General features: G+C 47.8%; 21 protein-coding genes. 15 read left to right on the top strand and 6 right to left on the bottom strand.

The genetic code is table 11. The features are described 5' to 3' along the window. The first annotated feature begins 196 nt into the window (after positions 1-196). Positions 197-1177, top strand: a complete 981-nt coding sequence (locus MHH89_RS20800) for an alpha/beta hydrolase (protein ID WP_076191702.1) — start codon at positions 197-199, stop codon at positions 1175-1177. A 66-nt stretch (positions 1178-1243) separates the two neighbouring features. Here the strand turns inward: MHH89_RS20800 and MHH89_RS20795 are convergent, their stop codons facing one another. The 3 genes from MHH89_RS20795 to MHH89_RS20785 form a co-directional block, all read right to left on the bottom strand. Next, a complete protein-coding gene (locus MHH89_RS20795; protein WP_076124053.1) occupies positions 1244-2065 on the bottom strand; it encodes a class I SAM-dependent methyltransferase in 822 nt (273 codons plus the stop codon). A gap of 157 nt (positions 2066-2222) precedes the next feature. Continuing rightward, positions 2223-3074 carry a 1,4-dihydroxy-6-naphthoate synthase gene (locus MHH89_RS20790; RefSeq protein WP_076282157.1) on the bottom strand — a complete coding sequence of 284 codons (852 nt, stop codon included), beginning with the start codon at positions 3072-3074 and terminating at the stop codon, positions 2223-2225. Further along, a complete protein-coding gene (locus MHH89_RS20785; protein WP_081383981.1) occupies positions 3074-3769 on the bottom strand; it encodes a futalosine hydrolase in 696 nt (231 codons plus the stop codon). The genes MHH89_RS20790 and MHH89_RS20785 overlap by 1 nt, the downstream gene beginning before the upstream one ends. Before the next feature lie 281 nt (positions 3770-4050). Here MHH89_RS20785 and MHH89_RS20780 point away from each other — a divergent pair, with 281 nt between their 5' ends. The 8 genes from MHH89_RS20780 to mprF all read left to right on the top strand — a co-directional run bounded on the left by MHH89_RS20780 (position 4051) and on the right by mprF (position 12555). Then, a complete protein-coding gene (locus MHH89_RS20780; RefSeq protein WP_076282156.1) occupies positions 4051-4521 on the top strand; it encodes a MarR family winged helix-turn-helix transcriptional regulator in 471 nt (156 codons plus the stop codon). Between the two features lie 196 nt (positions 4522-4717). Further along, positions 4718-5566, top strand: coding sequence for a KPN_02809 family neutral zinc metallopeptidase (ypfJ, locus tag MHH89_RS20775; RefSeq protein WP_076282155.1), 849 nt, complete (start codon positions 4718-4720; stop codon positions 5564-5566). A gap of 115 nt (positions 5567-5681) precedes the next feature. Next, a complete protein-coding gene (locus MHH89_RS20770) occupies positions 5682-6083 on the top strand; it encodes a DoxX family protein (protein ID WP_036682076.1) in 402 nt (133 codons plus the stop codon). A 17-nt stretch (positions 6084-6100) separates the two neighbouring features. Then, the gene (locus MHH89_RS20765) at positions 6101-7051 is read left to right on the top strand and encodes a ring-cleaving dioxygenase (RefSeq protein ID WP_076218925.1); all 951 of its coding nucleotides are present in this window, start codon (positions 6101-6103) and stop codon (positions 7049-7051) included. Further along, positions 7048-7668 carry an alpha/beta hydrolase gene (locus MHH89_RS20760; RefSeq protein ID WP_076218926.1) on the top strand — a complete coding sequence of 207 codons (621 nt, stop codon included), beginning with the start codon at positions 7048-7050 and terminating at the stop codon, positions 7666-7668. The genes MHH89_RS20765 and MHH89_RS20760 overlap by 4 nt, the downstream gene beginning before the upstream one ends. Before the next feature lie 154 nt (positions 7669-7822). Next, complete coding sequence (locus MHH89_RS20755; protein WP_438269376.1) at positions 7823-9055, top strand: multidrug effflux MFS transporter; 1233 nt, start codon at positions 7823-7825, stop codon at positions 9053-9055. Positions 9056-9170: 115 nt separating this feature from the next. Further along, positions 9171-9521 (top strand): FlxA-like family protein, encoded by a 351-nt coding sequence (locus tag MHH89_RS20750; RefSeq protein WP_076099710.1) that lies wholly within the window; start codon positions 9171-9173, stop codon positions 9519-9521. A gap of 367 nt (positions 9522-9888) precedes the next feature. After that, a complete protein-coding gene (gene mprF / locus MHH89_RS20745) occupies positions 9889-12555 on the top strand; it encodes a bifunctional lysylphosphatidylglycerol flippase/synthetase MprF (protein WP_076309980.1) in 2667 nt (888 codons plus the stop codon). 48 nt (positions 12556-12603) lie between these two features. Here mprF and MHH89_RS20740 read toward each other — a convergent pair whose 3' ends face one another. Together MHH89_RS20740 and MHH89_RS20735 are read right to left on the bottom strand one after the other, a co-directional pair. Next, positions 12604-14076: an alpha-amylase gene (locus MHH89_RS20740; protein ID WP_076124041.1), complete on the bottom strand. Its 1473-nt coding sequence runs from the start codon at positions 14074-14076 to the stop codon at positions 12604-12606. A gap of 141 nt (positions 14077-14217) precedes the next feature. Further along, positions 14218-15810, bottom strand: a complete 1593-nt coding sequence (locus tag MHH89_RS20735) for a histidine kinase N-terminal 7TM domain-containing diguanylate cyclase (protein WP_076218928.1) — start codon at positions 15808-15810, stop codon at positions 14218-14220. 281 nt (positions 15811-16091) lie between these two features. Between MHH89_RS20735 and MHH89_RS20730 the strand changes: the two genes are divergently transcribed. From MHH89_RS20730 to MHH89_RS20705, 6 genes are all read left to right on the top strand, one after another. Continuing rightward, positions 16092-16874 (top strand): ABC transporter ATP-binding protein, encoded by a 783-nt coding sequence (locus tag MHH89_RS20730; protein WP_036682061.1) that lies wholly within the window; start codon positions 16092-16094, stop codon positions 16872-16874. 2 nt (positions 16875-16876) lie between these two features. Further along, on the top strand, positions 16877-17689 hold the full coding sequence (locus MHH89_RS20725) for an ABC transporter permease (protein WP_076191718.1): 813 nt from the start codon (positions 16877-16879) through the stop codon (positions 17687-17689). Continuing rightward, on the top strand, positions 17689-18606 hold the full coding sequence (locus tag MHH89_RS20720; RefSeq protein WP_081390534.1) for an ABC transporter permease: 918 nt from the start codon (positions 17689-17691) through the stop codon (positions 18604-18606). The genes MHH89_RS20725 and MHH89_RS20720 overlap by 1 nt, the downstream gene beginning before the upstream one ends. Positions 18607-18742: 136 nt before the next feature. Further along, entirely contained in the window at positions 18743-19843 is a 1101-nt protein-coding gene (locus MHH89_RS20715; RefSeq protein WP_076124036.1) for an ABC transporter substrate-binding protein, read from the top strand. Positions 19844-19947: 104 nt separating this feature from the next. Further along, positions 19948-21411 carry a CoA-acylating methylmalonate-semialdehyde dehydrogenase gene (locus tag MHH89_RS20710; RefSeq protein ID WP_076282151.1) on the top strand — a complete coding sequence of 488 codons (1464 nt, stop codon included), beginning with the start codon at positions 19948-19950 and terminating at the stop codon, positions 21409-21411. A gap of 31 nt (positions 21412-21442) precedes the next feature. Beyond that, positions 21443-22801 carry an aspartate aminotransferase family protein gene (locus tag MHH89_RS20705; RefSeq protein ID WP_076282150.1) on the top strand — a complete coding sequence of 453 codons (1359 nt, stop codon included), beginning with the start codon at positions 21443-21445 and terminating at the stop codon, positions 22799-22801. On the opposite strand, the gene MHH89_RS20700 is transcribed toward MHH89_RS20705, so the two are convergent. After that, the gene (locus MHH89_RS20700; protein WP_076309981.1) at positions 22776-24464 is read right to left on the bottom strand and encodes a PucR family transcriptional regulator; all 1689 of its coding nucleotides are present in this window, start codon (positions 24462-24464) and stop codon (positions 22776-22778) included. The genes MHH89_RS20705 and MHH89_RS20700 overlap by 26 nt on opposite strands. Positions 24465-24642: the final 178 nt, after the last annotated feature.

Here is a 24642-nt window from a genome sequence, read left to right as displayed (position 1 = left end):
TTGAATGCATCCCGAATTTTTCATGCTACAGCAGTACAGGCAAGTTTTCTTGTCTTGTGCTGCCGTAGCATTTTTTTTACCTGTTCATTTTCAGTTCATATTGTCGTCATGAGGGGTACATCTTTGTTAGTTATGATCTCATTAGCGAAACGTTAAGGGAACTTAATAAACAGATTAAAGACAGGAGAAGATGAGGGTGACACAACAAGAGGACAAAAAAACGGGGAATGGACAGAAAAAACATAAACTGCGTAACCTGTTGCTCAAAATATTAGGAGCAATAGTGATCGTGGTCGTACTTTTTCTAGCCGTTGTCTATACAGTTAATGTGATCAGCAACAAAACAGATCAGAAAAAAATACAGCACTATGGTCAGTTAGTCCCTGTTGACGGGAAAAATATGAATGTTTTGATTCAAGGAGAAGGTAAACAGACGATCGTGCTCATACCAGGCTTTGGAACAGGAGCGCCAGCGCTTGATTTCAAGCCGTTGATTGATGAGTTATCACCATTCTACAAAGTGGTGGCGGTTGAACCGTTTGGGTATGGACTCAGTGATGAAACGAAAAAAGAACGAACTACAGAGAATATCGTTAGTGAAATTCATGAAGCCGTTCAGAATCTTAACATTGACCAATACATTCTAATGGGCCACTCGATTGGAGGTATTTACGGATTGGAATATGCGAAGAAATATCCAAACGAAGTGAGTGCTTTTGTGGGTATTGATAGTAGTGTTCCGGAACAAGGCGGTATGGATGTTAAATTTCCAATTAAAAAATTAAAGCTGCTTAAAGATTCAGGGATTATAAGATTGGGCTTGCAATTAAGCGGTGACCCTTATGATGGACTGCCATTTGATGATGAAACCAAAAAACAAATGAAATTGATTTCGCTTAAAAATATGAACAATTCCACTACCTTAAATGAAATGGAACATATTTATCCTAACTTTGTTGCCTCCAGAGGCTTAACATTCGACAAGAATCTTCCCATTATCTTCTTTATACAAGCGAATAATACTACCGTGAAAGACTGGATTCCTCTACATGAAGGGCAAGTCAAGGATTCTGTGCATGGAAAAGTAATGACATTTGAAGGCGGACATTACTTACATCATTCAAAATCCAAAGAAATCGTAGAGAACCTAAGGGTATTCATGGAGGAAGTTAAATAAAAAGAAGAAAACGCTCCGAACTCCTCATATGAGGGGGCGGGGCGTTTTTTTGGTTGTGATCGAAGATTATTTGATGCCGATTCTCATTCGGTAGCTGATCAGAACCTCTAATGTTCTGCCTTTAAAATGCTGTTCAACTGCGGCGGTGTAATCGGCGATGTCTTGCTCAAGCAAGGTAGCGTCTAGTTTCATTACGGTTTGCACTCCCCCTTGACTTAGGGTTAAACCAATATATCGCTGGGCATCGCAGGACTCTAGGTTGTGGAATACGATTTCTCTGGCAAAAGAGAAGGCTCCACTAGCTTTGATCCGTGACAAATGACCTTCTTTGTCCCATTTATGTGCTCTCTCCTCATTAGGTAAAAGCGAAGCCAGCAATTCTTCTGTTTTGGAGATCAGCTGGTTGTATCGTTCTTCTACATTTTGCTGAAGAGATAAAGGCCAATCGCAATCGTAGGCGGCAAAGACTCCGCCTTTTTTTAAGACCCGGGAGATTTCTTGCAGTGTACTTTCAGGATCCATCCAGTGGAATGATTGCGAGCAGGTAACTATGTCTACACTATCTGATGCAAGCGGAAGCTGGTTAGAGTAGCCTTGCACAAAAGTAATTGATTGGGGTGCTTCTAATCTGCTAAGTTTATCGATTGCTTTTCCCAACATATCTGGATTGGGTTCGATACCGATTACGCGTTCTGCGACATCGTTCCAGAGAAAAGTAGACAAACCCGTACCGCAGCCTATATCTGCGACGAGTGAAGGGGTGGTACCTAGGTAATCTGTTAGCAATTTGATAATCATCTCAGGGGCTTCGGGACGGTAGCGGTCATATTCATTTTGAAAGCCCAAAAAGCGGTCGATGTTTTGTTTGCTGTTTTTTTCAGGTATCATGTGATCCTCCCTCATAGATCATGTTTATAGGTCTATTGTATAATCACTGGTTCGATAAGCCAAATAATGTCTGGCTGGAAGGCTACGTAGAATAAATAAAATCCCCGGAGAACACCTTATAGGTGTGGCCGGGGATTGTTAAACTATCTGGTAAATGCTAACGAAGCAGTGCTGGATCGATTGCAGGCACAAGTCCTTCTGCCGCAGCACGATTAAGCAGGGCAGAGATTGCGGCATAGCCGTCATCACCCAGATTCATCGAGAAGTCATTCACGTAGAGATCGATGTGGGATTTAGCCACTTCAGGAGCCAACTCTTGAGCATGGCTAAGCACATAGTCTCTGGAATCCGTTGGATGATCCCACGCATACTGAAGAGAGCTGCGAATCCAGCCGGTGATAGCATCGGCATCTAAATCACGGCGGGCAATGATAGCGCCGAGAGGAATGGGCAGTCCGGTATCGCTTTCCCACCAGCTGCCTAGATCAGTCAGCATATTAAGACCATAAGAGGCGTAAGTGAAGCGGGCTTCGTGAATTACCAGCCCTGCATCGATATGGCCATCCCGCACGGCAGGCATAATCTCATCGAAAGGCATTACGACTATTTCGCCGATGCCTCCAGTTACATTTTGTGCTGCCCATAATCGGAAAAGCAAATAAGCCGTAGAGCGTTCGCTAGGTACAGCAATCCGGCGTCCGGATAGCTTTTCTGGGCGTTTGACCGCATGGGGTCCACTTGCTGTAAGCAGCAGCGGGCCGCAGCCGCGTCCTAAAGCACCGCCGCATGGCAGCAGTTTGTACCGCTCCAGAACCCAAGGCAGAGCAGCGTAGGAGATTTTGAGGACTTCTGGTCCTTCTCCGTCAGCAGCCAGCGTATTGGTAATATCAATGTCGGCATAGGTTACATTTAGCTTAGGTGCATTCGGGACAAGCCCGTGCGCCCAGGCATGAAATACAAAGGTATCGTTAGGGCAAGGGGAAAAAGCGATATTAAGCTCAGTTGTCATTACAGCACCTCCAGTAATATAGCGGCTGCCGCCGTTAATGCTTCCATTGCATCACCGATCTTCCAAGCGGCCCGGTCGCGGGGACCGACCGGGTTCGAGATGGCGCGGAGCTCCAGTACCGGGAGCCCCAGCGCCTGAGCGGCCACGGCAACTCCGTGGCCTTCCATCGCTTCCGCGACGGCATGGGGATGCCGCGCGAGATGGGCGGCGGCCGTCTCCGCGGTGCCGGTCGCCGTCGAGACCGTAAGCACGGTGCCCGTGCTTACGGGTAACCCGGCCGCAGCCAGCGCGGCCGAAACCGCTTGCACCGTGCCGCGGTCAGCCGGCACGGACACGCTGCCGAAGCCGAGCTCGGCAGCGCTGCGGAAGCCCTCCGGCGTCTCGGCCCCGAGGTCGGCGGCAATCATCTCGCTGGCTACAACCAGCGAGCCTAAAGGCGCCAGCCCCGGGAATCCGCCGCCGATCCCGACGCTCAATACGCAGCCGTAAGAACCGGCTGCGAGTGCCGCGGCGGTTCCCGCCGCCGCCGCTGCCGGCCCTGCGCCGGCAGCGATAACATGGAACCTGTCGCTGCCTTGCAGGCCGCGCAGGACCGCGTCACGCTCCGCGTCTACGGCTGTCACGATCAGCACGCGTCGTGCTCCAGCCTGCCCCTCCATAGCTTCTTCGGTAGGGGTTGGATTGAACGAACTCATCAGGTCGCCTCCTTTAGGGTATTGAAATCGCTTACTAAAGAGTCATTCGTAAAGACAAGAATACGCCCTTTTATAGGTCAGGTCAAACTTGGGGTGATTTTTATCACTCCCTGTAAAGTGTCAAAGAAAAACTTACCGGTCTCTAGACGGAAGTGACTTTTTTAGCGATGAGGTTGACAAGGAGGATGGGAAGTCGTATAGTTATCTTAAATTAAAGATACTTAACGTAAAGACAAATAAATGGATTGAATACAAGTTTGATTGAAGTGGAGGTGGAATTGATGAGTGATAAACAAATAAATCTGCGTAATACAGAGGGTGCACCTGACGAAGAACAAGCCGCCTCACTGAAATTGTTCGTAGTCTTATCTAAGGCTTATAAAAGCCTAATGGATCATGCGGTGAAGGATATGAAAAGTTATGGCTTGGCTTCGGCTGAATTCATGGTGCTTGAAGTACTTTACCATAGAACGCGGATTCCGCTGCAACAGATTGGGGAGAAAATTCTCGTTACGAGCGGAAGCATTACCTATAATATCGACAAGTTGGAGAAAAAGGGACTGCTGAAACGTGTACCCTGTAGCGAGGATCGCCGCGTTACTTATGCGGAGATTACGGATGCAGGCCGTGAACTGTTTGATGAGATTTTCCCTCGTCATGTAGCCTCAATTCATGATTTGATGGGTGGATTAGATAAGGAAGAGAAAGTCCAGGCTATCGAATTAATGAAAAAGCTTGGCAAAGGTGTATAGGCGCTGCGAACATGACGAATAACTAGGCGCTTCTATAAGGTTGGAAGTAGTTCGGCTCCATCCTCATTCTCCCAACTCCAGTAAGTATAAGTGAAACCCTGCTTTTTTGGGTATATCACTAATAAGATATTTAACTTAACGAAGCCAGGTAGCCATGTACTTAAGATTACCTGATATTTCGACTGGGGGCTTGGCCATGAAATGGCAGGGAAGAAGAGGGAGTTCGAACGTGGAGGACCGCAGAGGCATGAGCGGCGGCGGCAAGGTGATTGGTGGCGGGATCGGAGGAATTATCCTTGTCCTGGTCATCACGTTACTCAGTGGAGGCAATGCCGGGGATATCCTGGGAAGTTTGACTTCCACAGGCTCCAGTTCAACGGCCCCTTATGAACAGACCGCAGAGGAGCAAGAGCTTGCGGAGTTTGTATCGGTAGTTCTTGCCGACACAGAGGAGGTTTGGGGTGAGATTTTTCAGCAGCAGGGAATGACCTATACGGACCCCACCTTAGTGCTATACAGTGGGAGTGTAGACTCTGCTTGCGGAACAGCCACCTCGGCAGTTGGTCCCTTCTACTGTCCGGGTGACGCCAAACTGTATATTGATCTGAGCTTTTATGATGAGTTGCAGCAACGCTTCCACGCGCCGGGCGACTTCGCCATGGCTTATGTCATTGCCCATGAGGTTGGACATCATGTACAGACATTACTAGGCACCTCGAAACAGCTCGATTCCCTTCGCCAGACGTTGAGTGAGAAGGAGTACAACAAATATCAGGTTCGTTTTGAGCTGCAGGCTGATTATTTCGCCGGTGTCTGGGCCAATCATGCTCAGGGTATGAATCTGCTGGAGGAAGGCGACTTAGAGGAAGCTCTGGCAGCTGCAAGCGCCGTCGGCGATGATACGATTCAGAAGCAAGCTCAGGGCTATGCAGTGCCGGATAGTTTCACTCACGGTACCTCAGAGCAGAGAAAGCGCTGGTTCTACAAAGGTTTTAACTCGGGTACGATTAAGGGCGGCGATACGTTTAACGCCTCCGAGTTGTAGATAGAAGAGGGAAGAGGAGAGCAGCCCATAGGTTATTCCGGTTCGCCGGGCGCTCTTTTTTACCCAATATCTTAACATTAAGATAATTAAATCAAAGGAATAGGGGAAGGTAAAAATGATAAGTGTAGGACTGTTATTAATGAGATTGGTGATTGGGCTTGCTTTTATAGGACATGGCGCACAAAAGCTATTTGGATGGTTCGGAGGATACGGTCCGAAGGGTACGGGAGGCTGGATGGAGTCCATCGGAATCAAACCGGGTGTGACTATGGCGATTTTAGCAGGGATTATGGAGCTGGTGGGCGGATTTATGTTCGCGGCAGGACTGTTAACGCCTGTTGCAGCGGTGTTAATCGCTGCCACGATGCTGGGGGCAATCGTTAAGGTTCATGCTCCAAATGGTTTCTGGTCCACTTCGAACGGAATTGAGTTTCCACTCACGGTTTTGGTATTTGCGGTAGGTGTGGCGCTTACGGGACCAGGTTCGATTTCTCTAGATGCATTGTTTTTTAACTAAGAAGGGAGTTTATAATAATGACACTTCAAACTGCAGGAATACATCATATTACAGCTTTTGTCGGAGACGCTCAGCGCAATGTTGATTTCTACGCCGGGATTCTGGGCCTACGGCTCGTGAAAAAAACGATTAATTTTGATGCTCCAGAGGTCTATCATTTATACTTTGGGAATGAGCAGGGTTCGCCGGGAACGATTATTACATTTTTCCCTTCACCTGTAGGGCGTAGAGGCAGAATAGGCAGTGGTCAAGTTGGCGTAACGATCTACGCAGTGCCGGTCGGTGCTCTGCAATTCTGGGAACAACGCCTTGCTGAATACGGAATTTCGGTTACAAAAGGAAGTCGGATCTCGGAACCCTATTTATCTTTTGCCGATTACGACGGTCTGCGGATTGAACTGGTGGAACGTGAGGAAGGCCCGCTCAGTAAGTGGTCCTTTGGTGGGATTCCTACTAAATACGCGATCAAAGGTTTTGGCGGGGCTGTGCTGTATAGCAGCAATCCGTTGCAAACAGCTGAGACACTTGTTCATACGCTGGGTATGGAACATATTGCTGACGGAGATGGATATACTCGCTATAGAACCAATGGGGAGCTAGGTAATATTATTGATTTGAAGACATCACCCGTTCCGCTCGGAGCGGGAGGTGCAGGGACAGTTCATCACATCGCGTGGCGGGCAAAGGATGATGCAGAGCAACTGGAATGGTCGCGCCATGTACAGAGTCATGGGCATAGACCTACACCCGTTCAAGACCGTCAGTATTTTAATGCGATCTATTTCCGTGAAAGAGGAGGAATCCTGTTCGAAATCGCTACAGATCCTCCAGGTTTTGCCCGTGATGAAGCCCCAGATGCGTTGGGTGAAAAGTTGATGCTGCCGTCCTGGTTTGAGCCGCATCGCGCGGCCATCGAAGAAAACTTAACGCCTATTCAAGTAAGAGAAATTGAGGTGAAGCAGGGATGATTCATGTATTCCGTAAAGGTAAAGATATAACTAAACCTACATTAGTGTTGTTTCATGGCACAGGTGGTAATGAGCAGGATTTGCTGCCGCTGGCTGAGATGTTATCCCCAGATTCATCGGTGCTAGGTATACGGGGTAATGTGCTGGAGAATGGCATGCCACGATTCTTCCGTCGGCTGGCAGAAGGAGTGTTCGATGAAGCGGACTTAGTTTTCCGTACCCATGAGATTAAGCAGTTTCTGGATGAGGCGGCAGAGAAATACGGGTTTGATGCCAACAATCTGGTAGCGGTTGGTTACTCTAACGGTGCAAACATTGCTGGTAGCCTTCTGTTTCATTATAAGGACATTTTCCGCGCGGCAGTGCTGTTGCATCCGATGGTGCCATTACGCAATGTGGAGCTTCCTTCTCTAGAAGGGGTGTCTATCTTTATTGGGGCAGGTACGAATGATCCGCTAATAACATCTACGGAAACTCAGGAGCTAGAGGGGATTCTGCAGAAAGCAGGCGCTGAGGTTACAACCCATTGGGGCAATCAAGGTCACCGCTTGAGTATGGCGGAAGCCGAAGCCGCCAAAGATTGGCTACAGGGGTTTAGCACATCTCAAAGTGCATAAAACAATTAGGATAACCGCCTTTTGGCGGTTATTTTTAAGTTATTAGCCCCGAATGAGGCCTTATAAAAGGATTGATCATTTGAGTTCCTTTACGTTAGTATGAAGAATACAAAAAAGGCCCCCGGGTTGCTTTAGAAAGGTTGACGTAAGGATCATGATTGGAATGCAAAATGCTAATAAACTTGCTGTAGATGGACCCTCAAGGAAGCAGAGATTGCAACTTGCTGTTATTCTGGGCTCCATTACAACCATTGGGCCGTTGTCGATTGACATGTATTTGCCAGCACTGCCTGCACTTGTCGACGATTTCGGTACGACAGCTGCTTTGGTGCAGCTAAGTCTCACCTTCTTTTTATTGGGACTGGCCTCGGGTCAGTTAGTAGCTGGACCACTGAGTGATGTATATGGACGTCGCCGTCCACTGCTTATAGGGATGTTCATCTATGCCGTTTCCTCAGTGCTATGTGCTTTTAGTCCTTCGATTGGACTTTTAATTGTTTTGCGGTTTATTCAAGGTCTTGCTGGTTCAGTGGGTGTAGTTGTCTCTAGGGCGGCTGTGCGTGATCTGTACAGTGGCTCTGAACTAACGAAATTTTTCTCTTTATTGATGATTGTTAATGGTCTGGGTCCGATTTTGGCTCCAGTCATTGGAGGCCAGCTCTTAAGAGTGACTACATGGCAGGGGATATTCCTCGTATTATTTGCTGCCGGAATTATTTTTTGCTTGACGATTCTCCTGCGCTTGCCTGAGACATTGCCGAAGGAGCGGCGCTCCAAGAGTGGGTTGAAGGGTACTTTGCTTACCTTTAAGGTGTTACTTGGCAACCGCAAGTTTATGGGTTATGCCTTGTCCCAAGGTTTTGTTACAGCGTCTATGTTCGCTTATATCTCTGGGTCATCTTTTGTTTTGCAAAATATTTTTGCGGTTACTCCGCAGGTATATAGCTTGATCTTTGCTGTGAACGGGATTGGGATTATTATTACAGGTCAAATTGCCGGCAGACTTGCTGGTAAGGTGAGTGAGACGAAGCTACTGCTTAGCGGGTTGCTGCTCTGTACAATGGGGGGCGTCTTGCTGCTGCTTACGATCCTGATAGGGGGAGGGCTGATTCCTATTCTAATCTGTCTGTTCGCTGTTGTCTCCAGTGTGGGGATTGTCGGCGCAACCAGCTTCTCACTTGCAATGCAGGACCAAGGAGAAGCCGCAGGCAGCGCTTCGGCTTTGATAGGGCTGATCCCGTTGCTGCTTGGTAGCTGTGTAGCACCGCTTGTGGGTCTTGGAGGCGTAGATTCAGCCCTTCCAATGGCGATTGTGATTGCCTGTACGGGTGTTCTCTCTATTCTGTCTTATCTTCTATTGGTCAAACGGGGGAATTCCAATTGTTGACAGCTTATCCTTATAACCTTGAAAGAGAGCAATACTTTCAGCAAACTTTCAGCGGGTTTTAACGTTCCTTATCTGCAAAAGGATTATATTGGAGGTAAGGAAGGGAGGGATGATTATGAGTATATCCGCAGTCTCAGGTTCTACATCGTATACTACCTCGACGTCTAGTACTACAGATACCAGCGCGCTCGAGAAACAAAAAGCGAAGCTGGAAGCCGAATTGGACAAGATTGATGCCAGCTCGGATGACGCGAAGACCAAAGAAACGAAAACGAAACAAATTGAGCAGCAGATCAAGCAAATCGAGGCACAAATTTCCCAGAAGTCGCAGAGCAGTGCTTCCGCTGCAAGCAGTAGTGCAGAAGCACCTGCCAAACCTGCAAACAACGCGCTTGCTGCGGCAAGCCCGCAAGAAATCGCTACCGCAACAACGAATAGCCAAGGCAGATTTGATATTCGTGTATAAACCATACTAAGTCGTGTTACATAACAAAAAGGGCATCCTTTGCCGTGAGGGATGTCCTTTTTGTTATGTATTTTTAAGTTTAGACTACAATTTAAATGTTCTTTTATCACATTGTTGGCCAATACTAGAAAGATACCCCTAAAATAAAGTTCCGTCATATTGATCTGTCCAGCTTCGTAATATATTAACTATGCTTATCCTCATTTCCCAAAAAATCTTTAACTGTTGCAGGGGTTAGGGATTTGCTGGCAGTCTAATAGAGTAGGTGTTGATTATCACGGGTCTTCTATTCCAAGAATTGCTATAATGGACTAGTTGTAAAAATTGTCTAGCACAACGTGTGTCAGCGGTAAAGGCAGGTGGGCTCATGCATTCAAAGCAACAGACATTAGAAAGATTCAAAATTGTAAGACTGATCTTATCTATCTATCGGATCCGGGCGGTCAGAGCTCTTTTTCCAGTGGCTATCATAGCGTTCGTATACTGGGAGGGGCAACATGAGCTGAAGCAGGTTCATTTAGGACTTATAATGCGTGAACTAAGGCGAGTACCTACGTCTGCTATTTTGCAAATGATTGGTTTTTCACTTCTTTCCGTAGCTGTGATGAGTGCTTATGATTATTTGATTCGGGCACATTTTCGTTTAAAAGTAGGGCTGTGGAGTACCTTTCGGTATGCATGGATTGCTAATACATTTAATAACTTGATTGGGTTTGCAGGTCTGGCTGGAGTTGGTTTAAGGACGCTGCTGTATAAAAAAAGCGGAGTGCCGACCTCCGTGCTAACACCCGCCATTGTATTTCTTTCGCCGCTTATGATTACCGGGTTATCACTACTTTCATGGGCGAATATCTTTGGTTTACTCCCGGCAACGGCTTTGCTGGAAGAACATCGCTGGCTGGTATTTGCAGTATGGGGTATGGCGCTTTATTTGCCGGTTTTTGTGTTTGTGCAGCGCTCATCGCTTTATGCGAAATGGATTAACCGGGGAAAAGGCAGAACATCATGGCTTACAGTCGTTAACTCCGTCGGTGCTTCCTTTCTGGAATGGAGCTTTGCTGGCGTGACGTTTTGGACCATCAGCAGCCATCTCTTGGATGAGGTCCATTTTATAGCTATCTTTGGTATATTTACGATTGCTGCTATTGCCGGAATCTTGAGTATGGCACCCGGCGGTATCGGTGCATTTGACCTTATCGCCTTGCTCGGGCTGACACAGCTTGGCTATCAGACCGATAAGGCGATGGCGGTGCTTGTCATCTTTCGATTGTTTTATTATGTCATTCCTTGGTTGATTGGATTGGTGCTGGCTGCACTGGAAATTGGTCTGCAAGGAAAAAAGGATCAAGATCGTTCAGTTCCAGGGTTCGAACCCTCTCTTAACAAATGGCAGAAGATCTGGGGCTGGCCGGGTCAGTATACCTTTCTGAGCGATCTTGGGATGTGGGCTCTTGGCAAGCTGGTACTAGCTAGCGGGCTTATTCTCTTACTATCTGCAGCAGTACCCGGATTGCTGTATAGGTTGAAGATTACGGAGGAAATATTGCCGTTTCCGGTAATGCAGCTTTCTCATCATCTGTCTGTTCTTATTGGTTTTATGCTGATTTTATTGTCGCGGGGCATTACATTGCGGGTCCATAGTGCATATGTATGGACTAGCATACTTCTGTTTATTGGATCATTGTTTGCAGTCACTAAGGGTTTTGATTATGAAGAGGCGCTTTTGCTACTTATAGTAGCGCTTATTCTTTGGATATCCAGATCGCGGTTTTATCGGATTAGTGCGCCAATCAGCAGACAGAGCGCGATCCGGTGGTTTGCCCTCACTTCAGTAATTGCACTAAGCTACTATCTGATGGGCTGTTATGTACATCGTGGATTTCTGAAGCATCTGCCTCCGGGAGTACAGCCTGAATGGTTGCAGCGATATAGTCATGTTGCATTTACGGCAGTGGGAGGATTGGTCTTGTCTTGGGTACTGCTCATAATGTGGGTAAACCTCAGGCCCCATCATAAGGAGAACGAGCTGTTCGGGACCTTGGATGTAGCTAAGCTGAAACATTTTCTAGATGGAGTTCGAGGCAATACCTTAACTCATACGTTGTTTTTGGGTGATAAGGGCTTCTTCTGGGCTCAGAACGATAAAGTGCTGCTCGCTTTCGCCAGAGTTAGGGATAAACTCGTTGTGCTGGGTGATCCGCTGGGAGAGAGCAGCTTAATAAGTGAAGCCATCAGTGAATTTAGACAAGCTGCAGATCAGTATGGTCTGGTTGTAGTTTTCTATCAAGCTTCACCTGCTTTTTTATCGGTCTATCAGGAGCAGGGCTATCGCTTTTTTAAGCTGGGTGAAGAGGCAGTGATAAGCCTTGATAACTTTGCACTCAGTGATCTGAAGAATGGTGATCTGCAAAGGGTAAGCGATCGTTTTGAACGGGAAGGCATGATTGTTGAAATTACAGAAGCGCCGCATGCTGATAGTTTGCTGAGAGATCTGCGAACGATTTCGGACGAGTGGTTGAATGGCCGAGCGGAAAAGGGTTATTCGTTAGGGTGGTTTAAGGTCGAGTATCTGCAACGGGCTCCCATTGTGGTGCTGCGGAACACCAATGGTACAATACTGGCATTTGCTTCTATTGCCCCAGGGTATGATCAAGGATTGACCCTGTCCGTAGATTTGTTGCGCCAGCGGAAGAATGTGCCAAACGGGACGGTAGATTATTTATTGGTTTGTATGCTGGAATGGGCGAAGTCCAAGGGGTATCGGCGATTTAATCTAGGCCACACTCCTCTATCATCCAGTGGGGGTCAGGACCCCGGAGCTCTGAAGGAGGAGAAGCTGGCTCATCAAGTGTTTAATAGAGGTGGGCATGGGCATGGTTACGGTTTTGCCAGATTGCGTCGTTACAAGGAAAAGTTCAATCCAGAGTGGGAGCCGCGTTACTTAGCTTATCCAGCGTCCCTAACATTACCCGTCTTAACGCTGGATCTGGTGAGGCTTGTATCCCGCCATCCGGAGCATAAAACGAATAACTAAAAAAAGGTGCCCAACGCCAAACGGCGTTGGGCACCTTTTTAATCAGGTTTACTTCTTGTCAGCTTCTGCATCTGGCAAAGCCCAGACGGAGACGCTGCCGCCATTGACCGGGAAGGTCGCCCAACCATCTTTTTCAATGGTTATGGTGGCTTTATGGTTATGGGTGAAATCCACCCATGCTTCATCGGCGCGATGTTCTCCTACGAACATTCTCTTCTGGCCATTCTCACCATTACTGATCACAACCGCACAACCGGAGTGTTCAATATCCTCCACGCCGAGCCGTGTCCAGCCAATCGTGTTAGGATGATCGAAATAATCCTTCTGTTCACCATAAGCTTTGTGATAGCGGGTATACAGCAGAGGGTCAATCGCATCTTTTTTACCTGCTACAGGTGTTGGTCCTTCGATCCCATAATAATCCCCGTAAAAGACCACAGGATATCCATCCCGTCGTAGCAGGATAAGCGCGTAAGCACTTTGCTTGAACCAATCATCTACCCAGGATTCCAGGGCTTCGTGAGGCTGAGAATCATGATTGTCAACGAAGGTTACAGCATTGGTGGGATGGGTCTGCACCAGTGTGTCATCAAGAATTTTGGTCAGATCATAGTTTCTGCCCTCCAAAGAAGCTGAATGCAGCTTGTAGTGAAGGGATACATCGAAGAGGTCAATTTTATAATCGACGGTATTCAGAAATTGTCGACAGGACTCTAAGTCGGAATTCCAGAATTCACCGACGATATAGAAATCCTTCTCGCATTTATTAAACATCTCTACCGCGAATTCTTTAACAAACTCATGGTTGATATGTTTGATGGCGTCCAAGCGGAAGCCGCTGCAGTGGAGGGTATCCACCAGCCATTTTCCCCATTGGATCATTTCTTTTTTGACTTCCGGATGGCTGTAATCAATATTAGCGAACATTAGATAATCATAGTTTCCGAACTCGTCGTCAACATTCTGATTCCACGCTTTATTCTCGCCTACTATACGGAATACGCCGGTTCGCTCTTCTTTGGCGTCAAAGTCAGTGCCGTTAAAATGATTGTGATTCCACTTAAAGGCAGAGTGTTCATTCCCGCGGCCAGGGAAGGTGAATTTTGTCCAGCCCTCAATCTCGAAAGGTTTCGAAATTTCTTTCATCCGATCATTGGGGTCGACCTCGATGACTTGGAATACTTCCTTTTCATCCGCGCCAGCCTTATGATTCATCACCAAATCAACGTAAACGGCGATGCCATTCTTTTGACATTCCGAAATTGCGTTGATCAGTGCTTGTTTGGTGCCATATTTGGTGCGTACCGTACCTTTTTGGTCATATTCGCCCAGATCGTATAGATCATACACGCCATAGCCTGTATCGTCAGCGGAGACGGCCTTTGTCACAGGAGGTACCCAAACAGAATCAATGCCTACGGCTTTTAGCGCGGGTGCAGTTTCTTTTAAGCGATCCCAGTGTTTCCCGTCCGCAGCAACATGCCATTCAAAAAACTGCATCATTGTATGGTTCCTCATTATTTCTTACGCCTCCATATCCCATCAAGCAAATTTTACTCTCAACACTCTGATTAGTTTTTCAGATAACTCTTATTAAACTTAAAAACAGACTATGAAAAATAAGGCCAGTTGTTGAATGCGCAGGAAGGGACATGATTGTCATTAAACAGGCTTGAAAAGAATGATTTCTGACCTTTGGGAGAGATGCACAGCGTTGCGTCCATTCCGTTTGGAGCTATACAGAGCATGGTCGGCTTCAGATAGCAGTTCTTCTAGAGTGGCCTCTGGATTTAGGGCCTCCACAACTCCAAAGCTTGCGGTCACATTAATGGGCCCGATGACGGTATATAAGGTGCTTTGTTCAATATCCGCGCGGATAGTTTCGCAGAGCAATGCTGCTTGCTTCAGTGACGTCTCTGGCAGACAGATCACAAATTCCTCACCACCATAACGGCCAAAGAGATCTCCCTCCCGCAGATGTCTGCTGCACACCTGGACAATATGCTGTAGAGCTTGATCTCCATATTGATGCCCATAGCGGTCATTAATGCTCTTGAAGAAGTCCACATCCAGCAAAATCATAGATAATGAGCTTCGCAGGCTGGCAGCCCGGGCAAGCAATGCTTGACTCAGCTCCAAAAAATAGGAGCGGTTATAGATACCCGTTAGGCTGTCCATCGTAGCCAATTGACGCAGCTTCTCCTGAAGCAGTATTCGTTCAGTCACGTCAATCAGCATCATCATCTGTCCTGCTATGTGCCCTTCTTGTTTCTGTACCGGAGAGGAGCGGATTTGATAATAGCAGATCTCCTCTGCTTTGTTCCAAGCCACTTCCCGTTCTTCGCGCAACAGTGGCTCGGCATCCATCACATAGGACAAGGCATCTTTGCCTGCGTTAAGAAACAATTGTGCTAGCGGTTTGCCAATCGATGAGGAGTTGAGCCCCTCTATCATATCCGCGGCTGCACGATTGTAATCGACGAGCATGTCCGAGCGGTCGGTGACAAGCACTCCCTCCCGCATGCTCTCGAACAGATTCTCACGAGCAATAGGTGCAGCCGTTAACATGCCCCGGGATAAAATAGCCCAAATATATAGGGAGGAGGTTAGGCTCATAATGATCGGGACGGGATCCATTCCGTAAGGAGTCAAGCCTATCAGATACAAAAAAGCGCCGAGGGTTGGAAGGCTTAACCCGATTATTATTGTGATGATCTGCCTGCGGTATACCCTTTTCATCCGGTTCCACTGCCATATCATGAGGCAAATGGCTGCCAGCAGACAGCCGAAAGTAAAGCTGCCGTGAACGATATACCAAGGTCCCATCACAACATCAACGAGTGGGGTGGGCGTATTTTCCCGTAAATAAATGGATTTATAGAAGAGATGATGGTAATCATTGGTCCAGACCAGCAGCGTTGTAATGAATGGAATGATAAATAACGCCGCCCGTATGCCTTTTTTAAACAGCGTTTCCAGCCCAACGAAATGGATCACCATGATTAGACTAGCCGGCGCAATAAAGGGCATCCCCAGATATTCTAACTTAATCCAGAAGCTGATTTCCTCCAGAGTTTTCCCCGATAATTCTAATGCGAAACCGAAGGTGTAAATAGCAGAGGTAAAGGAGCTTATAACAAAAGCCCTGATTCCTAAGAAATCAGTTTTTTTATAATAGGCGAAAAGGGCTAGTAAGACACTCAGCACACCTGATATAGCAACAATTACAATATAATTCGAGATTATAGATCCCATGGGTCTATTGTCACCTACCGAGGAAAGATATGGATAAATATTACCACATATCTGCGGATATAAAAAAAATACTTCGGGTTTGTGGTCAAAAAAATGTCTCCTAGACAAAATGACGCAATTTAGCAGGAGCTATTTTACTAATTGTCTAGTGAGAGTCCAGTGAGCAGTGTGTAACATGTTAGTTAATACTACATGCAATAGAAGTTTTCTTTATTTTATCTAAATAGCGTCAGTTTATATAACATTATAAACATGGCTTATTTTGAAAAGGGGGGCTGAGGATGTCATCACTAGCGACAAATATTCCTGAGATTCAGCTGGAGAATGTTGAAATGCGTTATCGGACAGAAGCTGCGGAAGTGCTTGCCCTGCATCAGGTGAGTCTTGATATTGCAAAAGGGGAGTTCGTCTCCCTGCTCGGACCTTCCGGATGTGGCAAAACGACGCTGCTTAGACTGATGGCCGATCTCATAGCACCAACAGGCGGGAACATTGTGGTAGCTGGGAAAAGTGCCAGAGAAGCCAGGCTGGCGCAAAAATATGGCATTGTTTTTCAAAGTCCAGTGTTATACGACTGGCGAAAAGTGAAGCATAACATCACATTGCCACTGGAGCTGATGGGGGTAAAGAAGTCAATCCGTGAGGAAAAGGCGATGGAGCTTCTTGATCTGGTGGGGCTGCAGAGCTTTGCGGATAAATATCCGTGGCAGCTCAGCGGCGGGATGCAGCAGCGTGTAGCGATTGCCAGAGCACTATCGATGGAGCCGGAAATTCTGCTCATGGATGAGCCGTTCTCTGCACTGGATGAATTTACACGTGAGCGATTGAATGAAGAGTTATTGTCTGTCTGGAGTAAAGTGCAGAACACAATTGTTTTTGTAACTCATAGTATTCCTGAATCTATATTCCTCTCTGACCGGGTGTTTGTTCTTTCCCCGCATCCAGGTCGCTTGTCCGCTGTGGTCGAAATTCCTCTGCCACGTCCGCGAACGGCGGAAATGAGAAATAGCCCAGAGTTTTTCGAACTGATCGCACGTATTCGCGACAGCTTCGAAGGGGTGTAGTGATGAAAGGGGGCAGTATCTTTGTGCGAGGCCGTCTGCTGCCGTTGTTCGTCTGGATTTTTGGCCTGCTGCTAGTCTGGGAAGGGACTTCCTGGATGCTGCTCCATGTGGTGGAGACGCCGTTGGCACAGTCCAAGCTGCCATATGTTCATGAGGTGTTAGCTACCTTATGGCAGTATGGAGACACGCTCTTGAAGGAGGGGGCTGCGACCTTCGGTAATGCTGGTGTTGGCTTCCTGATTGGAGCGGTAGCTGGTGCCTCATTGGCGGTGCTGATGAGCTTGTCGAAGACAATAGAGCAATTAACTTTTCCTTATGCTATTGCCTCGCAGATGATTCCGATTCTGGGGTTGGCGCCCATCATCTACGGGATTGTGCGCGATGAGCAGACCTCGCGGATTATTATTTCGGGATATATCACCTTTTTCCCCGTGGCTCTGAACATGCTGCGCGGCTTGCGGAGTGTAGATCCATCAGCGCTCGAATTGATGCATTCTTACGCGGCGAAACCTTGGGCGGTCTATTGGAAACTCAGATTCCCGGCGGCTTTGCCGGGTTTGTTCGGTGGGCTTAAGATAGCTGCCCCACTTGCTGTGACTGGAGCTATTCTGGTGGAGCTTATGGGTGCCCAGCATGGCATTGGTGTAATTATGCTGCGCAATCTCTATTATGGAAGCTCTCACACCTATATGTTCTGGTCTACGGTGATTGTGGGTGCCTTGCTGGGAATCGTAAGCTACTGGTTAATCAGTCTGATAGAACGCCTGGTAACGCCTTGGCAGCCTGAATATCGTCCGAAAGGAGGCAGCCGCTAATGGAAACTAACTCCGTTCGGGAGACCACGTTTATAGGCTCTACTGGTAAAGAAATGGCTCAGCCGGCGCTAACGGCTACACCAAAGAATGCTGTAGCCGTTCCGAAACCTGCGGAAGCTACGGCGAGTCGCGGCGGCTCACGAATGCTGAAGAGGATATTTAGCGCAGGGGTACTGCTGCCTGTACTGGCAGGTCTGTTATTTCTTGCACTATGGGAATTTCAATTTTTTCATAAGATCTTTGATCTGAAAAAATATCAACTCCCGCTGCCTACAGCCATCGCCGAAACCATGCGAGATAATTTCAGCTTGTTGCTGTCCTATACCGGATACACTCTTGCTGAAGCTGTGCTGGGAATGTTGGTTGGTTCTGCTATCGGCTTCCTGATCGCTTTAGTCGCGACAGCTTGGCCGCGCTGGGGGAGTGGAAGCTTGACGCTGGTTGCCGCCCTAAATGCTGTGCCTATCGTCGCCCTCGCGCCCATCATGAATCTGTGGTTTGGAGATGGGATAGGCTCACGAATTGCCATAGTAACAGCAACTACAATGGCAGCGATGGCGATCAACGCCTATAAAGGTATGGCGGCGATTGATCCATTGGCGCTGGATCTGATGCATTCTTATGCGGCGGGTAAACCGGCGGTATTCCGTTATCTGCGGATTCAGAGCAGTCTGCCCTATGTATTTACAGCACTGAAGATTAATGCTACTGCCAGTATGATTGGTGCCATTGTTGGGGAATTCTTTTTCTCCTCAAAAGGGCTTGGATATCTGCTCTCCAATTCCATTAAAGTTGCCAAAATGCCACTGGGTTGGTCCTGTATTGTGTTGGCTGCAATTGCAGGCGTGCTCTTCTATTTAGTGGTTGAGCGGCTGGAGAAAGTATTCATTAAGTGGCATCCTTCGCAGCGTACTTAATATTACCCTCATTACATCCGGCCATAGTGGGAATGGAAAAGAGAAACCGCCCACGGCTGTATGCATAAACGCACCACGATGATTGTCCATACTGTGCTTGTTACAAACTTAAATTACGATAGGGGGAGTTCGATTGATGAACGGGAAAAAACGCAAATTTCGTGGTGGTTTGTTGGCAATCGTGATGATGTTGAGTGTTTCTTTAATGGCGGGTTGCGGTGGCAACAATAATAACTCGGCAGCTGAAGCTACGACTGCCCCTGAAGCTTCAGCAGCTCCTGACGCAAGTGCTGCTACTGAACCGGCTGCTGATCCAGTTACAGTGAAGCTACAGCTGAAATGGGTGCCGCAGGCACAATTCGCTGGGTATTTTGTGGCGCAGGATAAAGGATATTACAAGGAAGAAGGCTTGGATGTAGAAATTCTGCCGGGTGGGCCTGATATCGTTCCGGAACAGCAAGTGGCAGGTGGCTCCGCAGATATCGGTGTGGGTTGGGTAGCCAGCTTGCTGCCGAGTCTTGAAGAGGGAATGCCGCTGGTGCAGATCGCGCAAATCTATCAAAAGAGCGGGTTGGTCCTGGTCTCCAAAAAAACTGCTGGCATTAACTCAGCCGCTGATCTTAAGGGTAAAAAAGTCGGCAACTGGATGGGTGGCAACGAATTTGAACTATTAGCGTTATTCGATAAATATAAGTTCGATCCGAATAAGGACCTAAGCTTTACGAAGCAAGGGTTCACGATGGATCAGTTCTTGGGCGATCAGATCGATGCGGCCTCAGCGATGACTTATAACGAGTACCAAGTGGTTTTGGAGTCAGGTATTAAGGCTGAGGATCTGAACGTCATCGACATGAATACAGAAGGCGTTGCGATGCTTGAGGATAACTTGTTCGCGAATAAGGAATGGCTTGCGGAGAATAAAGAGACTGCAGCAAAGTTTGTACGTGCCTCCCTGAAGGGCTGGAAAGATGCAATTGCTGATCCTGCAACTGCCGTGGACAGTGTGATGAAGCAAGCGGAAGACGGCAGTACGACGAAGGAACATCAGCTGACAATGATGACTGAGGTTGCCAAGCTGATTCTGCCTGAAGGCTTTGACAGTGCCAAGATGGGATATACCGATGCGGCGGCGTTCCAGCAAACCGCTGATATTTCGCTTAAATTTGGTGTCATTAAAGAACCGGTTAAGGTAGATGAGGCTTATACGAACGAAATCGTAGAAATGGCGGCAAAATAACTAACTGAGCTTAATGTTATAGTGGATGGCCGCCTGATCTGGCGGTCATCTATTATAATCAGCAGTCCATCAGTGCATCTGAAACAGAGAAAGGGGTGCGAGCTATGTCTCTCCTAGTAACGCAGGCTGAAAGAGTTAAGAATTATGTGAATGGAGCTTGGGTAGAATCGTCGTCCGGGCGAGATGAAGAGGTTTATAATCCGGCGACAGGTGAAGTGATTGCTTATGTGCCCATTTCTAGTAAGGAAGAGCTGGGTGCGGCGGTAGAAGCGGCTGCGGCGGCATTTCAAGCGTGGAAAAGGGTCGCTGTGCCGCGTCGTGCCCGCTATTTTTTTCAATATCAACAGCTGCTGGTAAAGCATTGGCATGAGCTGGCCGAGCTGATTACGCTGGAGAATGGCAAAAGTCTGGAAGAGGCGCAAGGTGAGGTGCAGCGTGGAATTGAGTGTGTGGAATTTGCCGCAGGCATCCCCACGTTGATGATGGGCAGCCAGCTTCCGGACATTGCTACCGGAATTGAATCCGGGATGTACCGTTATCCATTGGGGGTTATCGGGGGGATTGCCCCGTTTAATTTTCCGATGATGGTTCCTTGTTGGATGTTTCCGCTTGCCATCGCTTGTGGAAATACCTTTGTGCTGAAGCCTTCTGAACGGACGCCGCTGCTGGTTAATCGACTGGCAGAGTTATTTGCCGAAGCGGGCTTTCCTCCAGGTGTACTGAATGTGATACATGGGGCGCACGAGGTTGTGAATGGGCTGCTGGAGCATGATGAAGTGAAGGCGATTTCGTTCGTGGGTTCGCAGCCAGTTGCGGAATATGTATATAAGACAGGGACAGCGCAGGGAAAACGGGTGCAGGCGCTAGCTGGAGCCAAGAATCACTCGATTGTGCTGCCTGATGCGGAGCTGGACAATGCGGTCAAAAATATCATTGCGGCTTCCTTTGGTTCGGCAGGTGAGCGGTGTATGGCTTGCTCGGTCGTAGTGGTTCATGAGGATATCGCTGACGAGCTAGTGAACCGTCTGGCTGCGGCTGCGGATGAGCTTAAAATTGGTAATGGCGCGGATGATGGGGTGTTTTTGGGTCCGGTAATTCGCCAGTCGAATAAGGAGCGGACGCTTTATTACATTGAGACTGGTGAAGCTGAGGCAGCCAAGCTTGTGAGAGATGGGCGGAAGGATGCGGCTACGGGTGGTGCGGGTTATTTTATCGGGCCGACGATATTTGATCATGTACAGCCGGGAATGACCCTCTGGAAGGATGAAATTTTTGCGCCGGTATTGTCTGTGATTCGTGTAAAAAGTCTGAGTGAAGCGATTGCGGTAACGAATCAATCCCCATTCGCGAATGGGGCGTGTATTTATACAGATAGCGCAAAGGCGATCCGTGAATTTCGGGAAGAAATTGATGCAGGGATGTTGGGTGTGAATCTGGGTGTGCCTGCCCCCATGGCATTTTTCCCCTTCTCGGGTTATAAGAAATCGTTCTACGGAGACCTGCATGCCAATGGGCGTGATGGGGTGGAGTTCTATACGCGTAAAAAGATGATCACTGCCCGTTATTAGAGAAAATGAGCTGCTGAGAGGAGAAAATGTTATGCAGAGTCTGGGGAACGATAGTGAGCTTGCGGTGAAGAAGGATCAGGAATTTTTATGGCACAACATTACGCCTTATAGTGAAAAGAACCCGCCTATGATTGCCGCCTCGGCAAGTGGGTCGTGGATTACGGATATACAGGGCAATCGATTTTTGGACGGGATGTCTGGCCTGTGGTGTGTAAATGTGGGATACGGGCGCAAGGAGCTGGCGGAAGCTGCTTACAATCAATTGCTGACCCTGCCATATTTTCCTCTGACACAAAGTCATCTCCCGGCGATTGCGCTGGCGGAGAAGCTGAATGAGTGGCTCGGAGACGATTATGTGATCTTTTTTTCCAATAGTGGATCGGAAGCCAATGAGGCTGCTTTCAAAATGGCCCGCCAGTACCAGCAGCAAATCGGCCAGCATTATCGCCATAAATTCATTGCCCGTTATCGTGGGTACCATGGCAGTTCACTTGGGGCATTATCTGCAACGGGCCAGGCCCAGCGCAAATATAAATATGAACCGTTGGCGGGTGGTTTTCTGCATGTAGCTCCCCCGGACAGCTATCGCCGCCCGGCCGGGATGACTGTGGAAGAATTCAACCTCCAGTGCGCACAGTCCATAGAGGATATGATCATCTGGGAAGGCGTGGAGACGGTAGCTGCGGTGATTATGGAGCCTGTAATTACGGGTGGTGGCGTCATTGTACCGCATCAGGTTTATTTGGATCGGGTGCAGGAAATCTGCCGTAAGCACGGTGTGTTGCTCATTATGGATGAGGTGATTTGTGGATTCGGACGTTCTGGACGTAAGTTTGGTCATCACAACTTTAATGTGAAGCCTGACATCGTAACGATGGCTAAGGGACTGACTAGCGCTTATCTTCCTCTATCTGCCACTGCTGTTCGTAAGGATATCTATGAGGTATTTAAGGACAATAGCGATGACTATGGGCATTTTCGCCATGTGAATACTTTTGGTGGTAACCCTGCTTCCTGTGCGCTGGCGCTGCGTAATCTGGAGATTATCGAGCAGGAGAAGCTGGTGGAACGTGCGGATCTTTTAGGTAAAAGAATAAATACAGAATTTACTGAGCTGCTTGATCACAAGCTTGTAGGTGATGTCCGCAGCTTTGGTTTGGTGACAGGGATTGAGCTGGTTGAAGACAAGGTCAGTAAGAAACCGGTTGATCTGAATATTGTGAAGGGGATTATTGCCGAATGTAAGTCCAAGGGGCTTATCATCGGTAAAAATGGCGATACCGTAGCTGGGTTCAACAACGTGCTTACCTTCGCCCCGCCGTTATCCTCCACGGATGAAGATATAGAATTTATTATCGATACCTTTAAATCTGTGCTGAACGGGGGCTAGGTAAAGTGATTTTGTCTGGATATAGAAATTGGTAAGCGCGCAGGGCGACTTGAATGGAGATCCGATTCTCTGGCTGCATGAAGTCTTCACCCAGTAGCTCTGTTATTTTGTCCAGGCGATAATAAAGGGACTGTCTGACAATGAATAGGTTTCGAGCGGCAATTTGTTTGGAACCATCATGATCCAGATAAACACGAAGGGTAAGCAGCAGCTCGCTGCCTTTGGTTTGGTCGTGGTCGATTAGCGGGCCGAGATAACTGCGAATGAAGTTCTGCAACGTTTTTCCGTCATTTAAGCTCAACAGCAGCTGGAATACACCCAGCTCTTCATAGAAGAGTAGTGACTTCTGGTAACAGGAGTATAACGACAATGCCTGTAGGGCTTCCTGATAACCGGAATAGGCTCGTTTTAGGCGCTTATGCGATTTGCTGACTCCAATGACGAGCTGCAAATCCTTGAGCTTCTCATCGGAGCGGATGTTCTGCAGGGCTTCAAGTGCTTGTTGAAGTCGCATTTTTCCAGGCATTTTCGATTGGATATCGAGGGCGATGACGGTGAGGCGATTGTTCTTAAGGGTGATCAGCGGACGTAAAGAATATTTCTCAAAGATGGAACGCAGGATGAGCGAAAGGTGGAAGGTAATGGACTCCCATTCGTTCTCTGAGCTGTTCCATTTTACATCTCTGGGGTTCTTGATCTCTATAAGGCATACACGGTAAGGGAGCTCGTTGACCACGTTGAAATTGGAGCCGATCAGGCCCTTTAAGCGGTTATCATCTTCGATGCGGCCATTGATCAGCTCGTCGACCCATAGATTTTCTGAAAAAAGCTTACGCTCCTCCATATACCGCGTCCGCAGCAGCTCTTGTGCAATGGACAAAGAGGCGGAATCCAGCAGCAGACAGTCGAACTCCTGTGGTTTGTGATTGCATACCATCAGAATGTAAGCCCAGGTCTGATCCAGCGCACCTACAGGCTTGAGCGCGATGGTCTTCTGTCCATATTCCCGGATATAGGGGGCAACGTCAGGTTGAATTCCTTCCAGCTCGTCGCCGAAGGCGGTGAAAAAATTCAGCAATGGAGCCTGCTCTTCCGGCGGAAGTGCCGGGAAAAATAAGGGTTTGCCTTGCAGCTGCATATAGACTATTTGTGTGCGGGTACTTTTGCACAATAATTGCAGCACTTTCAGCGTTCCTTGTGAAGTTAAGGTCAGGCGGTGGAATTCACGTGAGATTTTTTCAAGTTCTTGGAGCATCCGGTGATGCCGGTTAATGATAATCGAGTGAAGATCCAACGTGATATCTACGAAACGAACCGTGCGGGTGAAGATGATTAGCGGAAAGTCATGCCTGTCGGCTAAGTCGATCATCTCTTGCGGGATGGTGCTGAAATACGTACCTAACTCAATACATAGGCAAGCTGCATTTTTGTCGATCAGGTTCTGCATAAACTCCAAGGAGGAAGGGAGATCGACACTTGCACCAATCCCCGTAGTCAAAATCATTTCTTCGCCATGAATCAGAGTCTCGAAGTTGGCACTTTCCAGTACATGCACCCAGCGAATGGCACGGCTTAGGCCGCTTTTCCCGCCGATCACCTCGGTTTCTGCGAATAGTGGTCTTTTTAAAGCGTCACGAATGGTTAATACAAGCTCCCAGTCCATAGTTACTCCCCCTCGATCTTCTGCGCTCTGGCCTTCGGCTAACGCCCTGTTATTCTCAGCCTATTCTCACACGTAAAAAATACAGTTTTGAAATTAGACAAAGTGTCTAATGCAACGAAAATTCGAAATGACTATAGTTTGATTAACGGATGTCAGTATATATAACCTAATTAGGAAG

Source organism: Paenibacillus sp. FSL H7-0323 (assembly GCF_038002725.1).
GTDB classification, from domain to species: domain Bacteria; phylum Bacillota; class Bacilli; order Paenibacillales; family Paenibacillaceae; genus Paenibacillus_AQ; species Paenibacillus_AQ odorifer.
This window is presented reverse-complemented; position numbering and strand designations above follow the sequence as displayed.